The 14090-nt window shown below is 66.0% G+C and carries 11 protein-coding genes; 5 read left to right on the forward strand and 6 right to left on the reverse strand.

What is annotated here, in order from left to right; genetic code table 11:
* Positions 1 to 4 precede the first annotated feature (4 nt).
* Together CEY09_RS20720 and CEY09_RS20725 are read right to left on the reverse strand one after the other, a co-directional pair.
* Positions 5 to 1399 (reverse strand): sensor histidine kinase, encoded by a 1395-nt coding sequence (locus CEY09_RS20720; protein WP_088590093.1) that lies wholly within the window; start codon positions 1397 to 1399, stop codon positions 5 to 7.
* Positions 1399 to 2112, reverse strand: a complete 714-nt coding sequence (locus CEY09_RS20725; protein ID WP_088590094.1) for a response regulator transcription factor — start codon at positions 2110 to 2112, stop codon at positions 1399 to 1401. The genes CEY09_RS20720 and CEY09_RS20725 overlap by 1 nt, the downstream gene beginning before the upstream one ends.
* A 212-nt stretch (positions 2113 to 2324) precedes the next feature.
* On the opposite strand from CEY09_RS20725, the gene CEY09_RS20730 reads away from it, so the two are divergent.
* The 5 genes from CEY09_RS20730 to CEY09_RS20750 are packed head-to-tail and all read left to right on the forward strand — an operon-like array spanning position 2325 to position 8111.
* Positions 2325 to 4346, forward strand: coding sequence for a ligand-gated channel protein (locus CEY09_RS20730; RefSeq protein ID WP_088590095.1), 2022 nt, complete (start codon positions 2325 to 2327; stop codon positions 4344 to 4346).
* Positions 4347 to 4396: 50 nt separating this feature from the next.
* A complete protein-coding gene (locus tag CEY09_RS20735; RefSeq protein ID WP_088590096.1) occupies positions 4397 to 5347 on the forward strand; it encodes a siderophore ABC transporter substrate-binding protein in 951 nt (316 codons plus the stop codon).
* Positions 5348 to 5396: 49 nt separating this feature from the next.
* Positions 5397 to 6371: an ABC transporter permease gene (locus CEY09_RS20740; RefSeq protein WP_377785549.1), complete on the forward strand. Its 975-nt coding sequence runs from the start codon at positions 5397 to 5399 to the stop codon at positions 6369 to 6371.
* A gap of 58 nt (positions 6372 to 6429) precedes the next feature.
* Positions 6430 to 7356 carry an iron chelate uptake ABC transporter family permease subunit gene (locus CEY09_RS20745; RefSeq protein ID WP_088590132.1) on the forward strand — a complete coding sequence of 309 codons (927 nt, stop codon included), beginning with the start codon at positions 6430 to 6432 and terminating at the stop codon, positions 7354 to 7356.
* On the forward strand, positions 7353 to 8111 hold the full coding sequence (locus CEY09_RS20750; protein ID WP_088590098.1) for an iron ABC transporter ATP-binding protein: 759 nt from the start codon (positions 7353 to 7355) through the stop codon (positions 8109 to 8111). Before CEY09_RS20745 ends, CEY09_RS20750 begins: the two co-directional genes overlap by 4 nt.
* Before the next feature lie 41 nt (positions 8112 to 8152).
* Here the strand turns inward: CEY09_RS20750 and CEY09_RS20755 are convergent, their stop codons facing one another.
* From CEY09_RS20755 to CEY09_RS20770, 4 genes are all read right to left on the reverse strand, one after another.
* Positions 8153 to 9373: an MFS transporter gene (locus CEY09_RS20755; RefSeq protein ID WP_088590099.1), complete on the reverse strand. Its 1221-nt coding sequence runs from the start codon at positions 9371 to 9373 to the stop codon at positions 8153 to 8155.
* Positions 9374 to 9525: 152 nt separating this feature from the next.
* Entirely contained in the window at positions 9526 to 11646 is a 2121-nt protein-coding gene (locus CEY09_RS20760) for a 5'-nucleotidase C-terminal domain-containing protein (protein WP_167390123.1), read from the reverse strand.
* Positions 11647 to 11782: 136 nt separating this feature from the next.
* Complete coding sequence (thiM, locus tag CEY09_RS20765; protein ID WP_088590101.1) at positions 11783 to 12604, reverse strand: hydroxyethylthiazole kinase; 822 nt, start codon at positions 12602 to 12604, stop codon at positions 11783 to 11785.
* 110 nt (positions 12605 to 12714) lie between these two features.
* A complete protein-coding gene (locus tag CEY09_RS20770) occupies positions 12715 to 14073 on the reverse strand; it encodes an LLM class flavin-dependent oxidoreductase (RefSeq protein ID WP_088590102.1) in 1359 nt (452 codons plus the stop codon).
* Positions 14074 to 14090 lie beyond the last annotated feature (17 nt).

The raw sequence follows: 14090 nt of genomic DNA on the forward strand, positions 1-14090 counted from the left end.
TCGTTCAGTCTGTGAGTAGCGGCAGTTCCATGCGGACGCTCAGGCCTTGCGGAGAGACATTGCGCGCCGATATCCGGCCCTTGTGCGCGGCGATCGCGGCTTGCGCGATGGACAGGCCCAGGCCGGCGCCGGAACCTGGCGCCTTCGATCCGGATGCGGTGCGGAAGAACGGCTCGAACAGAGATTCCAGGTCCGCTGCGGGCACGCCCGGCCCGCGGTCTTCGATTTCCAGGCAGGCTTCACGCACGCCGATCGAGAGCCGAACCCGTATCGCGCTGTGCGCGGGGGCGAAGCGCAGGGCATTACGCAGCACGTTCTCGATGGCGCTGGCCAGGCTGTCGCGATCGCCCGTCATCGCTACCGGGGGCAGCCTTTCCCAGAGGATGCGCACTTGCTGTTCGCCGGCCTCGTAGCGGGCATCGTCCACAACGGCGGACACGACGTCGGTCAGGTCGAGCGTATCGCTCGGCTCGGGCTGGGCGCCCAGGCGGGCCAGGCGCAGCGTGTTGCCTACCAGGGCGTCCAGGCGTTCGCATTCGCGTTCGATGCGGTCCAGCTGCACGTCCTGGCGTTCATCCTTGCGGCGCGCCAGTTCGGCCGCCAGCCGCAGCCTTGCCAGCGGCGAGCGCAATTCGTGCGCGATGTTGTGCAGCAGCTGTTCGCGGGTGTCGACAAGCGCCTTGATCCGGTCCGCCATGGCGTTGAAATCGCGCGCCAACAGGCCGAGCTCGTCCTTGCGGCCAGCCAGCTTGGGCGGTGTCTGGGCATCCAGGCGGCCGGCGGCCAGCGCGTGCGTGGCCTGGCGCAACTGCGTCAGGGGCGCGGTGACGTGGCGGGTCAGCGCCCAGCACAACGGGGCGGTTACCGCCAGCGCGAAGAGCAGCAGCGCCAGCGCCACGGGCGAGAGCCCCAGCACTTCCCAATGCGACGAGTCAAAGGGCAGGAACAGCATCAGCAACTGGGAACCGTCGGGCAGCGGCAGAAGCTGCGGCTGCCACCAGGAAACGCGCTCTCCGACCGGGTCAGGCTGCAGGTAGTCCGCTTGCGGGGACTGGTCGGTCGCCGCCCGGTACGCGGCAAGCCAGTCGTGCATGCGGGTGGGCAGTGTGCGGCCCAGGATCTCGGCGTCCTGGGCGTCCAGCACGTAGATCTTGAGCGCCGAGTAGCGTTGGTCCATGGCTTGGACCCAGCGTTGCAGGCCGTCGACGCCGTGGTTGCGGGCGACTTGCCGGGCGTCGTGAGTCAGGCTGGCCGGGTTCAGGCCGTCAAGCGAATTGATGCGATACCAGGCGACCGTCGCGGTGAACAGCATGCCGCACACCAGGATGATCGTCATGGCGCCCCAGAAGGTCAGGAACGCGCGCCAGAAGAGCGATCGGGTGGGCAGCGGCCACGGCATCAGGCCGCACCCGCCAGCACATAGCCCAGCCCGCGCAGATTGCGGATCGACAGGGAGTCGCCGGACGCGTCCAGGTGCAGCTTCTTGCGCAGGGTGCTGATGTGGGTGTCGATGCTGCGGTCGTAGCGTTCCGGCCGGCGGCCCAGCGCGTACATGCCGATCTGTTCGCGGGCGATGACTTGCCCCGGGGCGCGCATCAGCAATTCCAGGATGCGTTGTTCGGCGCCCGTCAGCAGGATGTCTTCACCATCCAGGCGGACGCGTCCGCTGGCGGGGTCCAGCGTCAAGGACCCGAGCGTCAGCGTGGGGGTGGTGGCTTCCGGTACTTCCTCGAAGCGCCGCAGCACCGCCGTGATGCGGGCTTTGAGTTCACGCGGGCTGAACGGCTTGGCCAGGTAGTCGTCGGCGCCGAATTCCAGCCCCAGTACGCGGTCGGTCTCGCCGCCGTGCGCGGTGAACATGATGACCGGCCGGCGAGAGCGCCGGCGGTAGTGCTTGAGCAAGTCCAGCCCATTGCCGTCCGGCAACATCAGGTCAAGCAGCACCAGGTCGTAGTCGTCTTGCGCCAGCAGGGCAAGGCCGTGGGCGCCGGTATGAGCCAGCGTGAGCAGGCAGTGATTGGGTTCGAGGTATTCGCGCAGCATCTGTGCAAGCTCGACGTCGTCGTCGATCAGCAGGATGCGGTGCGCCACCGCTGAGTGAGAAAAAGGCATCCGTATCAAGTGTCCCGCACTCGGTAGTGTGGCGCATGGCCATGCCGCCGAGTGTCAAGAAGTGCGAAGAAGGTAAAAGTTGTGGAAAGGCGTTTGCCCGGTTCCGACACCCTCAATTCTAATATGAGAATAGTTTTCATTAAGAAATGAGGGCTGGACTCAGCGCCGCACACGGGGTGCGCCATGGGTCCGGTACGGGAGGAAGCGGAATCATGAGCAGCAAAGATCTGGCCTTGGACGGCCGCATTCGGGTGTCGCGCACGCGTTTGGCGGCGGCACTTTGCGCGGCGGGACTGGGCATGGGCCCGGTGGCGGTTTGGGCGCAGGCAAGCGATTCCGCCAAGACGATGGAAACCGTCGTGGTGACCGCCAGCGGGTTCGAGCAGCAGATCAAGGACGCGCCGGCGTCGATCAGCGTGATCACCCGCGAAGACCTGGACAAGAAGTTCTACCGCGACGTGAACGACGCGCTGCTGGAAGTGCCGGGCGTGATCATCACGGGCGGGGGCGACCGCCAGGACATCAGCCTGCGCGGCATGGGCCCGCAGTACACGCTGATCCTGATCGACGGCAAGCGCCAAAGCTCGCGTGAAACTCGTACCAACTCGGATTCCGCCGGCGTGGAAGGCGGCTGGACGCCGCCGTTGGCCGCCATCGAACGCATCGAAGTCGTGCGCGGCCCGATGTCGTCGCTGTATGGCTCGGATGCGATGGGCGGGGTGATCAACATCATCACCCGCAAGGTGCCCAACGAGTGGGGCGGCGAAATCCGCCTGGACACCACCATCCAGGAAAGCAACAAGTCGGGCGATATCTACCAGGGCAATTTCTATCTGTCCGGCCCCATCAAGACCGACCTGCTGGGCTTGCAGATCTATGGCCAGGCATCGCAGCGCGATGAAGACAACATCGTCAACGGCTTTCGCAAGCGCAATTCGGACAGCGTGACGGCCAAGCTGGCGCTGACGCCGAACCGTGACCACGACATCGTGCTGGAAGGTACGACCATGCGTCAGAAGTACGAGAACACGTTGGGCAAGACGGTCGCGCCGCAAACGCCGGGCGTGGCGTGCGGCCGCAACGGTTGCCCCGCGTCGTCAGAAACGGACTACCGCAGTAACAAGTGGGCGCTGTCGCACACGGGCCGTTGGGGCTGGGCGGTGTCGGACAGCTACGTGCAGCAGGAAGAGTTCGACAACCGTTCGCGGCAGATGAAGATCAAGAACCTGAATCTGCAGACCAGCTGGACGCTGCCCCTGGGCTCGCACATGCTGACCCTGGGCGGCACCTACCTCAGCCAGCGTTTGAACGACCAGACCGGCAACCAGTTGGCCGGCGGCCCCAGCAAGATCGACCGTTACCAATGGGCGCTGTTCGCCGAAGACGAATGGCGCTTGACCGACAGCTTTGCCGTCACCGCCGGCCTGCGCATGGACGATGACGAGAACTTCGGCACGCACTTCAGCCCGCGCCTGTACGGCGTGTGGCAGATGGCCGAACGCTGGACGCTCAAGGGCGGCGTGTCCACGGGCTTCCGTGCGCCGGACTTGCGCCAGACGGTGGCAGGCTGGGGCCAGGTCAGCCGCGGCGGCAACATGTACGGCAACCCGGACCTGACGCCCGAGAAGTCGGTGACCGAGGAAATCGGCATCCTGTATGACGACGGCGAAGGCTTCAACGCCGGCCTGACCGTGTTCAACAACGACTTCAAGGACAAGATCACCCGCGTCGGGTGCCCGGCCTCGCAATGCCCCGAAGGCCCGAACCAGTTCGGCGCCGACCCCACGACCTACATGAACGTGGATAAGGCGGTGTCGCGTGGCGTGGAAGCCAACCTGAAGCTGCCGCTGGGCCGCGACTGGTCGTTGACCAGCAGCTACACGTTCACGAAGTCGGAGCAGAAGTCCGGCCAATACCAGGGCCAGCCGCTGAACCAGCTGCCCAAGCACCTGTTCACGACCACCTTGAATTGGCAGGCGTCTGACGCATTGCAAGCGTGGGCCCGGGTGAACTACCGCGGCAAGGAAAGCCAGCCCATCACCAGCGCGTCGTCGTCCTCGTTCATCGCGCCGTCCTACACCTTCGTGGATCTGGGCGGTTCCTATGCGGTGAACAAGACCGTGTCGGTGTATGCCGGCATCTACAACCTGTTCGACAAGCAGGTGACCTATGACGATTACGAGTTCGTGGAAGACGGCCGCCGCTACTGGCTGGGCGTCGGCGTGAAGTTCTGATCTTGAGAGTAGGGGGGCGCTTGCGTCCCCCGCAACACAAAGAGGTGCGTATGACGATGCAAGGAAACACGAGCTGTGCCCGCCGCTGGTTGATGCAGGCAGGCGTCGCGTTGGCGATGGGCGCGGCAACGGCTGTGTGCGCGGCGCAGGCCACGGCGCCCGTCAAGCATGCGCGCGGCGAGACCGCCGTGCCGGCCAATCCGACCAAGACCGTCGTGATGGACATGGCCGTGCTGGATACGATGCACGCGCTGGGAATCGAAGCGATGGGCGTGCCGGCGGTCGCCAAGCTGCCGCCCCAGCTTGCCCAGTACGCAGACCAGCGTTACTTGAAGGTCGGCTCGCTGTTCGAACCGAATTACGAGGTCATCCATGCCGCCCAGCCGCAGGTGATCTTCGTGGCGGGGCGGTCGGCGCCCAAGTACGACGAACTGGCCAAGCTGGCCCCCACCGTCGACCTGACGGTCGACCCGAAGGATTTGGTCGGCAGCGTGACGCGCAACACCGAGACGCTGGCGGCCATCTACGGCAAGCAGCCGCAGGCCAAGGAAAAGCTGGACGCGTTGCGCGCGTCGATTTCAGCGCTGCATGGCCAGGCGGCCAACGCCGGCACCGCGCTGATCGTGCTGACGACGGGCGGCAAGATGAGTGCCTACGGTCCGGGTTCGCGCTTTGGCGTGATCCATGATGCATTCGGCGTGAAGCCCGCCGTCGTGGGCTTGAACGTGTCCAATCACGGCCAAGCCATCTCGTTCGAATTCATCGCCCAGACCGATCCGGACTGGCTGTTCGTGATTGATCGCGACGCCGCGATCGGCCGCGAGGGCGTATCGGCCCAGCGCATGCTGGACAACGATCTGGTGCGCCCGACCAAGGCTTGGAAGAACAAGCGCGTGGTGTACCTGAACGGCTTCAACTGGTATCTGCTGGGCAGCGCCGGACTGACTTCCATGCAGCAGAACGTGGACGAGATCGCCGCGGCGCTGGCGCAAGAAAAGTAAGCGGCATGGGTGTTGCGAGCAAGGGCCACCGGTGAATTGGCGGCGAAAGGTGAGCGGTTGGGGCGGCCTGGCCGCCTTGTTGGTGCTGCTGGTGGTGCTGTGCGCCGCCAGCGTCAGCCTGGGCGCGGGGCAGTTGTCGCTGGCCGCGCTATGGGGCGGAGGCGAAGAGGCCGACCGCGCCTGGCGCTTCCTGATGGTCAGCCGCGTGCCGCGCACCGTGGCATTGTTGCTGGCCGGCATGTCGCTGGCGGTTGCGGGCCTGATCATGCAGATGCTGGTGCGCAACCGTTTCGTGGAACCGACGACGGCCGGCACCGTCGAGTCCGCGACGCTGGGCATCCTGGTCATTACCCTGCTGGCGCCGGATACGCCGGTGATCGGCAAGATGCTGACCGCCACGGCTTTCGCGCTGGCCGGCACCTTGCTGTTCCTGGCGCTGTTGCGCCGGGTGCCGCTGCGCACGCCCTTCATCGTGCCGCTGATCGGCCTGATCCTGGGCGGCGTGATCCACGCGGTTACCACCTTTGTGGCGTTCCGGTTCGACCTGCTGCAATCGCTGCACGCCTGGACGACAGGCGATTTCTCGGGCGTGCTGCGTGGCCGCTATGAGCTGCTGTGGATCGGCTTTGCGCTGGCGTGCGCGGCCTATGCCGCCGCTGACCGCTACACGGTGGCAGGCATGGGCCGTGAATTCGCCTCGAACCTGGGGCTGAATCACGCACGCCTGACATTCGTCGGCCTCTTGATCGTGTCCGCGATTTCGGCCGTGGTGGTGGTGACGGCGGGCGGCATCCCGTTCCTGGGCCTGATCGTGCCCAACGCCGTCAGCCTGGTGCTGGGAGACAACATGCGCCGCTCCATCCCCTGGGTCGCGGCGCTGGGCGGCGTCTTCGTGCTGGCCTGCGACATCATCGGCCGCCTGGTCATCCACCCGTATGAAATCCCCATCGGCACGGTCGTCGGCGTGCTGGGCAGCATCCTGTTCCTGTGGCTGTTGCGCACGAGGAGGAACCGCCTTGGCTGAGACAGTGCTTGCCGTCACCCGCCAGCCGGTCCGGCGCGCGCCGCAGCCGCTGCGCCTGATGTGGCTGGGCGTGGCCGCCTTAGTGTGCGTCGTGGCATTCATGACCTTGGGCGCCAACGGCCAGTGGTCGTTCGTGATTCCGTTTCGCGGCGGCAAGCTGGCGGCGATGCTGCTGGTGGCATATGCCGTGGCGGTGTCGTCGGTGCTCTTCCAGACCATCACGCACAACCGCATCCTGACGCCCGCGATCATGGGTTTCGATGCGCTGTACCTGCTGATCCAGGCCGTCGTGGTGTTCGGATTCGGGCAGGCGGCCACCGCCGCGAACCATCCGGTGGCGGCCTTCCTGCTGGAAGTCGGCGCCATGACCGCGTTTGCCTGCCTGTTGTTCCGCTGGCTGTTTTCGGACGCGGTGCGCAGCCTGCATCTGATGATGCTGGTGGGCATCGTCTTCGGGCTGCTGTTTCGCAGCCTGTCCAATTTCGTGGTGCGACTGATCGACCCGAACGAGTTCCTGGTTTTGCAGGACCGCATGTTCGCCAGTTTCAATTCGGTGCGCGTGTCGCTCTTGCCGATCGCGCTTGCAGCCGTCTGCATGGCCACGTTGGTGATCTGGCGCATGCGCCATCGCTACGACGTGCTGGCGCTGGGCCGCGATATCGCCGTGAACCTGGGGGTAGACTACCGCCGCAGCCTGATGCTGACCCTGGCAGCGATTGCGGTGCTGGTGTCCGTGTCGACGGCGCTGGTGGGGCCCGTGACCTTCTTCGGCCTGCTGGTCAGCAACCTGGCCTATCAAGCGATGGGGTCGGACAAGCATCGGTACACGATTCCCGCCGCTACCTTCCTGAGTGTCATCTTCCTGGTGGGCGGCCAGACGCTGCTTGAGCGTGTGCTGGGCCTGAACACCACGGTCAGCGTGGTGATCGAGTTCGTGGGCGGCGTGATGTTCCTCTTCCTGATCCTGCGCAGGGGGCGCCGATGATCGAAATCCAGCAACTGAGCAAGCAGTACGGCGACAGCGTGGTTGTCGACGACGTCAACCTGGAACTGCCGGCCAACGGCGTTACCGCCATCATCGGACCCAATGGCGCGGGCAAATCGACCTTGCTGTCGATGATCAGCCGCTTGCTGCCGATGTCGGCCGGGCAGGTAAAGGTGGATGGGCTGGATGTGACCCGTGCCGATAGCCGCGAACTGGCCCGCCGGCTGTCCATCCTGCGCCAGGACAATCACCTGCCGTTGCGCCTGACGGTGAACGACCTGGTCGCGTTTGGCCGCTACCCGCACACCGGGGGGCGGTTGACGCTGGACGACAAGGTGCACATCGACCGCGCCATCGCCTATCTGGACCTGGAGCCTCTGGCCGGCCGCTATCTGGATGAGATGTCCGGGGGGCAACGCCAGCGCGCATTCGTGGCGATGGTGCTATGCCAGGACACGCGCTACGTGTTGCTGGACGAACCCTTGAACAGCCTGGACATGAAACATGCGGTGGCCATGATGGGCACCCTGCGCCGCGCGGCCGATGAGCTGGGCAAGACGGTGGTGCTGGTGCTGCACGACATTAACTTCGCGTCCAGCTATGCGGACCGCATCGTGGCGATGTGTCAGGGGCGCATCGCGCATCAGGGCACCCCGGCGGAATTGATTCGCGCCGAGGTATTGAGCCCGCTGTATGAACTGCCGATCGATGTGCACGAAATCGGCGGCAAGCGGATTTGCGTGTATTACCGGTAGGGCCACCGCCGGCCTGAATCGGCCGGCCCCACCGGAAGCCGTCAGCGCGCCGATTCCGTGCTGGCGACGAGGTTGCCCTGGCGCGCCGCACGATGCCGGCGTTCCAGCAAGACGGCCCACAACCACAAGGGCATGGCGCCTAGCGCCAGCAGGCTGCCGACCCAGCCGGTTGACGTCCAGCCATAGCCCGCGGCAATCGCCAGCCCACCCAGCAGGGGGCCCAGCGCGTTGGCGGTGTTGAAGGCCGAGTGGTTCAGCGCCGCGGCCAGGCCTTGCGCATCGCCTGCGACATCCATCAAGCGGGTCTGCAGCACCGTGCCCAACGCGCCGCCCACACCCACCAGGAAGACGTTCAGCGTGATCAGCCAGACGTTGTGCGCCATCAGCGGGAACAGCGCCAGGACCACGGCCGACCACAGCAGCAGCAGGCCGGCGGTGCGCATCACCGCGCGGTCGGCAAAGATCGGCACCACCATATTGCCGACCGTCAGCCCCACGCCGAACGCGCTGAGCACAAACGGCACGACCGACGGCGACACCTGCGTGACGGCGCCAAGCGTGTCGGCCAGATACGTGTAGACCGAGAACAAGCCGCCGAAACCGACGGCGCCGATCGCCAGCGTGATCCAGACCTGGCCGCGGCCCAGCGCGCTCAGTTCGCGCAGCGGGCTGGCCTTGTGGTCGGCGGGCGTGTCGGGCGCAAAGATGGCCACGCTGACCATCGTCAGCACCGCCAGCAGCGACACCAGGGCGAAGCTCCAGCGCCAGCCGATCACCTGGCCCAGCCAGTTGGCCAGCGGCACGCCCACGATGGTGGCGACGGTCAGCCCGAGAAACACGCGGCCCACGGCCATGGTGCGCCGGTTGGCGGGCACGAGCGAACTGGCCACCAGCGACGCAATGCCGAAGTACGCGCCGTGGGGCAGGCCGCTCAGGAAGCGGAAGACCAGCATCCAGTGGTAGTCAGGCGCGATCGCGCTCAGGCCGTTGCCGATGGCGAACAGGCCCATCAGCGCGATAAGCAGCCGGCGGCGGGGCATTCTGGCGCCCAGCACGGCAAGGATCGGCGCGCCCACCACCACGCCCAGCGCATAGGCGCTGATGACATGGCCGGCGGTGGGTGCGTCGATGCCGAGCGACTGAGAGAAGTAGGGCAGCAAACTCATCGTGGCGAACTCGGTGGTTCCGATGGCGAAGCTGCCGACAGCAAGGGCAAGCAGCACCAGTGCGGGCCGGTGTTGCGTAGAAGAGGGGTGGGACATGTGATTACTAGGGGGGAGTCGCTGAAATGTTGCGGCGCAACAGCGTCATTGTAAGCACCCCAAGCTGTCATTTAAATGTCTGCCGCTTAAAAAGGGGCCAGTCCCCGTGGCAGGGCGCCCGGATACCCGGGCGCCCGTTTGCCAGCCGACGCTTACTGACTGAGATCGACCGCGTAACGCGACAGTTGCGTCGTCGCGTCCGGCGTGGCGTCGTACACAGAGACGTTGGTCACGCCATGGGCGGTGGCCATCGGCAGGGTGCCGGGTACGGACCAGAACACGACCGGGCCGGCCAGCGCGCCCAACTGCTTGAAGCGCCAGCTGCGGTCCAGGCCGTAGGTGGCGAGATCCAGCGTGGGGTTTTTCTTGATGTAGCTGATCAGCACGTCGCGGCTGGCGTCGGGGGCTTGCAGCACGATGTCGCCCTTGCCGCCGGCCAGGCCCGGGAAGTCGCCGCCGCCGCTGGCACGGTAGTTGTTGGTCACCACCAGGAACTGCGCAGCCAGGTCCAACGGCGCGCCCTGGTAAGTCAGGCCCGAAATGCGCGAGCCCTTGGGCTGGCTGACGTCGATCTCGTACTTCAGCGCATTGCCCGCCGCATACAGCACGTCGAAGTTGAACGTGGGAAAGCTGGTGTCGACCAGGTCTTGCGGGGCGACCTGGGCCGGATCGATCTGCTTGAACTGTTCGGCCGTCTTTTCCAGCCACTGGCGCACGGTGTCGCCCGTCACCCGCACGACTTGCAGCGTGTTGGGATATAGATAAAGGTCAGCGGCGTTGTTGATCGCCACGTTGCCCTGCTTGACGAACGTGAAGTCGCCGGGACCGTTGCGGCCCCCCTTGAACGGCGCGGCAGCCGACAGGATGGGCAGGTTGCCATACGACGGGCTGTTCTTGGCGATGTAGTCCGTCAGGTAGTCGATCTGCGCCATGTTCACGATCTGCAGGGCCGACACGTCGCCCGTCAGCGCGTAGTAGGTTGCCATGTCGAACTGGCTCTGCCCGATCGGCGTTTTCACGTAGGCGATGGTGGCGGTGTGCTCGGCTTGCACCAGTTGCTGCACGGCGGCGTCCGAGGCCACGTACGTTGCCGGCGTGGCGCCGTTTTGCGCGGTCAGGCGCGTCGAGATGCGCTGCACGCTGGTCGCATCTTTCTGTACTTTCCAGCCCTTGTCATAGGCGAGCTTCAGCGTGATCTGGCCCAGGTTGTTGCCCCATTGGCCGGCCTGCACCGCCGGCACGCCATTGATCAGGCCTTTCTCCAGATCGATGCCGGGTTGGCCGCGGAACTGGGACGTGGCGCTGGTGTCTGGGAACAGCAAGTGCTGGTGGCCGGTGATCAGCGCGTCGATGCCCGGCACCTGGCTCAGATAGCCCGCGCCATTCTCCATTGACGGGCTGTAGGCCGTCTTCATGTCGATGCCGCCGTGCGCCAGCGCCACGATCAGGTCCGCGCCTGCGGCCTTCATCTCGGGCACGAAGCGTTGCGCCGTTTCCTTCCAGCCGGTGACTTCCACGTGGCCTTCCAGATTGGCCTTGTCCCATTGCAGGATGGGCGGCGGCGCAAAGCCGATGACGCCCACCTTCAACGGCACGTCGATCGTCTTGCCGTTGGCGTCCGTGGCCTTGAAGGTCTTTTCCACCAACACCCAGGGCTTAAAGATCGGCTGCTTGCTGGCGGCCGATACGACGTTGGCCGAGACGAAGGGAAAGCCCGGCGCCGCGCAGTCCTTGGCGCCGGCGGGATTGGTCTGCGCCGTGCCCTTGCCGATGCCGGCCAAGCCGAAATCCACGTTCGTGATCTGCGACAGGAAGGGCAGGCCGTAGTTGAATTCGTGGTTGCCCATTGTGCCCGCGTCATACGCCAGCAGTTTCATCTGCTTGTAGATGGCGATCATGTCCGAGCACTGCACCGGCGACACCAGCGCCTGGTAGTCGGACAGGGCGGTGCCCTGGATGGTGTCGCCGTTGTCGAACAGCAGCGTGTTGGCGTATTGCTTGCGGGCGTTGGCGATGAGCGTGGCGGTCCGGTCCACGCCGTAGCTCTTGTCTTCGGTCAGCTTGTAGTAGTCGTAGCCCAGCACATTGGCGTGCAGGTCGGTGGTGGCAAGAATGGCCAGATCCAGCGCAGCGCCTTGCGGCACGCTCGCTTCAGGCGGTGGCGTGACCGTGCCGTCGTCATCGCCGTCGTCATCGCCGCCGCAGCCGGCCAAACCGGCTGCAAGCGTCAGGCTGGCGGACACCGCAAAGAGTTTTCGTACGTATGGCTTCACCGTCTTTCCTTCGGGTTTGAAGGAGATCAATTTTGGGGACAGTGTGTGACCTGGAAGTGACATGCCGGCGCGAGGCCGTTGCGCAGTGCAACGCGGCGACGCGTTGGCGCCCACGCTCTACGTTCACGGAGGTCCGTCAGCGCAAGGGCGATTCCCGGGTGAGGCTGTCGGTTTCCAACGCCGCCAGCCCGTCCAGGAAACGCCAGGCGAAGGAACCCGGGCCGTCGGCCAAGGCCCCGGCGCGTTGGCCGGCGATGCCGAAGCACGACAGTGCAGCGACGGCGGCGGTATAGGGGTCGCCTTTGGAGACGGCCGCGAAGGCGCCAACCAGCGCGGTCAGGGCGCAGCCCGTGGCGGTGACGCGTGGCATCAGCGCGGACCCGCCCGTGATGCGCACGGCGCGTTGGCCGTCGGTGACGTAGTCGGTTTCGCCGGTAACGGCCACGACCGTTTGGTGGGCCGCGGCGATGGCCCGTGCGGATTGCTCGGCCTGGGCCACGGCGTCGCGTGCGTCCACGCCTTTGCCCGTGCTTTGGCCGCCGGCCAACGCGATGATCTCCGAGGCGTTGCCGCGGATGATGGCAGGGCGCAAGGCCAGGAGGCGCCGTACGGCGTCGCGGCGGAAGGCGGTGGCGTGGTGGGCCACCGGATCCAGCACCCAGGGGATGCCTGCCTGGCGGGCGGCGTCCGCGGTCAGCAGCATGCTTTCCAGCCAGGGCGCCGACAGCGTGCCGATATTGATGACCACCGCGCCGGCGATCTGCGCGAACTCCGGCGCTTCGTCCGTGGCGTGCACCATGGCGGGCGATGCGCCCATCGCCAGCAGCACGTTGGCCGCGAAGTTCATGGAGACGAAATTGGTCAGGCACTGCACCAGCGGGGCGTCGCGGCGGACGGCCGCGTACAGGTCTTGCGACGCCCGGGCCAGGGCGGCGTTGTCGGAGAGAGAATCAGCCATGCGCAAAGGGGATCAGGGGGATCTGCGCATGGTCTGGCTGGCGGCCGGCCTTGTCAAGCCGGGTGCGGAGCCTGCATCGGGGGCGCCGTCTGCGGGGGCCTGCCGCCCCTCTACGCCGCCCGCGGTTGCTCGCGTGCCAGGGTGTGCCGGTTGGGCGGCCGTTGCAGGCCCAGGTGTTCGCGCAGTGTGGTGCCCTGGTATTCGGTGCGGAACAGGCCGCGGCGGCGCAGTTCCGGCAACACGTGTTCGATGAAATCATCCAGGCCACCGGGCAGCCAGGGCGACATGATGTTGAAGCCGTCGGCGCCGCCTTCCTCGAACCATTGCTGCAACTGGTCAGCAATGCTTTGCGGCGTGCCGACGACCTGCTGGTGGCCGCGTGCGCCGGCGATGCGCAGGTAGAGGTCCCGGATGGTCAGGTTTTCGCGCTGCGCCAGGTCTATCAGCAACTGCTGGCGGCTTTTGCCGCCGTTCGTCTCGGGCAGCGACGGCAGCGGCCCGTCCACCGGGTAGGAAGACAGGTCAATGCCCCCGATCATGTTCGACAGCAGCGACACGCCCACGACAGGATGGATCAGATCCTGGAGCGTCTGGAATTTATCTTCGGCTTCCTCCTGCGTGCGCCCGACGATGGGGAAGATGCCCGGCATGATCTTGATGCCGTCGGGGTCTCGGCCGTGTTGCGCCGCGCGATGCCGGATGTCGCCGTAGAACTCGCGCGCCTGGTCGAACGTTTGATGCGCCACGAAGATGACTTCGGCCGTGCGCGCCGCCAGGTCGCGGCCGGCCTCGGACGCGCCGGCCTGCACCACGACCGGCCAGCCTTGGGGCGAGCGTCCGACGTTTAAGGGGCCGCGGACGGAGAAGTGCTTGTCTTTATGGTTAAGGGCGTGGTGCTTGCCGGCATCGAAGAATTCGCCGGTGTGCTTGTCCCGGATGAACGCGTCGTCTTCCCAGGTGTCCCACAAGCCCGTCACGACGTCGTAGAACTCTTCGGCGCGCTGGTAGCGCAACGGGTGCGCCACGTGCGTGTCCAGATTGAAGTTCTGCGCTTCGCCTTCGCCGCTAGAGGTGACGAGATTCCAGCCGGATCGGCCGCCGCTGATCAGGTCCAGCGACGCGAACTTGCGGGCCACATGGTAGGGCTCGTTGTAGGTCGTGGATACCGTGGCGATAAGCCCGATGCGTTCGGTGACGGCCGCCAGCGCGGACAGGAGCGTGAGCGGTTCGAAATGCTCGGCGCGGGCCGTGCGCGAGAGGGAGGCGCTGTGCGTGTTGCGCACGCCGACCGAGTCGGCGAAGAAGACCGCGTCGAATTTGGCGGCCTCGGCTTTGCGCGCCAGGTCCACGTAGTGCCGGAAGTTCTGGCCGGCGTCGGCCGAGGCGTCGGGGTGGCGCCACGCGGCGATGTGGTGGCCGGTCTGCATCAAAAAGGCGCCCAGCTTGATTTGGCGGGAAGGATTGCTCATCGGGTTTCCAGGTCAAT

Origin of the sequence: Achromobacter marplatensis (assembly GCF_002209535.1) — a bacterium.
Lineage (GTDB): Bacteria > Pseudomonadota > Gammaproteobacteria > Burkholderiales > Burkholderiaceae_B > Achromobacter > Achromobacter marplatensis.

Excerpts from the sequence above, each read along its gene's own strand:
- CEY09_RS20720 (WP_088590093.1), bottom strand. The coding sequence starts at position 1,399 with ATGCCGTGGCCGCTGCCCACCCGATCGCTCTTCTGGCGCGCGTTCCTG.
- CEY09_RS20725 (WP_088590094.1), bottom strand. The coding sequence starts at position 2,112 with ATGCCTTTTTCTCACTCAGCGGTGGCGCACCGCATCCTGCTGATCGAC.
- CEY09_RS20730 (WP_088590095.1), top strand. The coding sequence starts at position 2,325 with ATGAGCAGCAAAGATCTGGCCTTGGACGGCCGCATTCGGGTGTCGCGC.
- CEY09_RS20735 (WP_088590096.1), top strand. The coding sequence starts at position 4,397 with ATGACGATGCAAGGAAACACGAGCTGTGCCCGCCGCTGGTTGATGCAG.
- CEY09_RS20745 (WP_088590132.1), top strand. The coding sequence starts at position 6,430 with ATGTGGCTGGGCGTGGCCGCCTTAGTGTGCGTCGTGGCATTCATGACC.
- CEY09_RS20750 (WP_088590098.1), top strand. The coding sequence starts at position 7,353 with ATGATCGAAATCCAGCAACTGAGCAAGCAGTACGGCGACAGCGTGGTT.
- CEY09_RS20755 (WP_088590099.1), bottom strand. The coding sequence starts at position 9,373 with ATGTCCCACCCCTCTTCTACGCAACACCGGCCCGCACTGGTGCTGCTT.
- thiM (WP_088590101.1), bottom strand. The coding sequence starts at position 12,604 with ATGGCTGATTCTCTCTCCGACAACGCCGCCCTGGCCCGGGCGTCGCAA.
- CEY09_RS20770 (WP_088590102.1), bottom strand. The coding sequence starts at position 14,073 with ATGAGCAATCCTTCCCGCCAAATCAAGCTGGGCGCCTTTTTGATGCAG.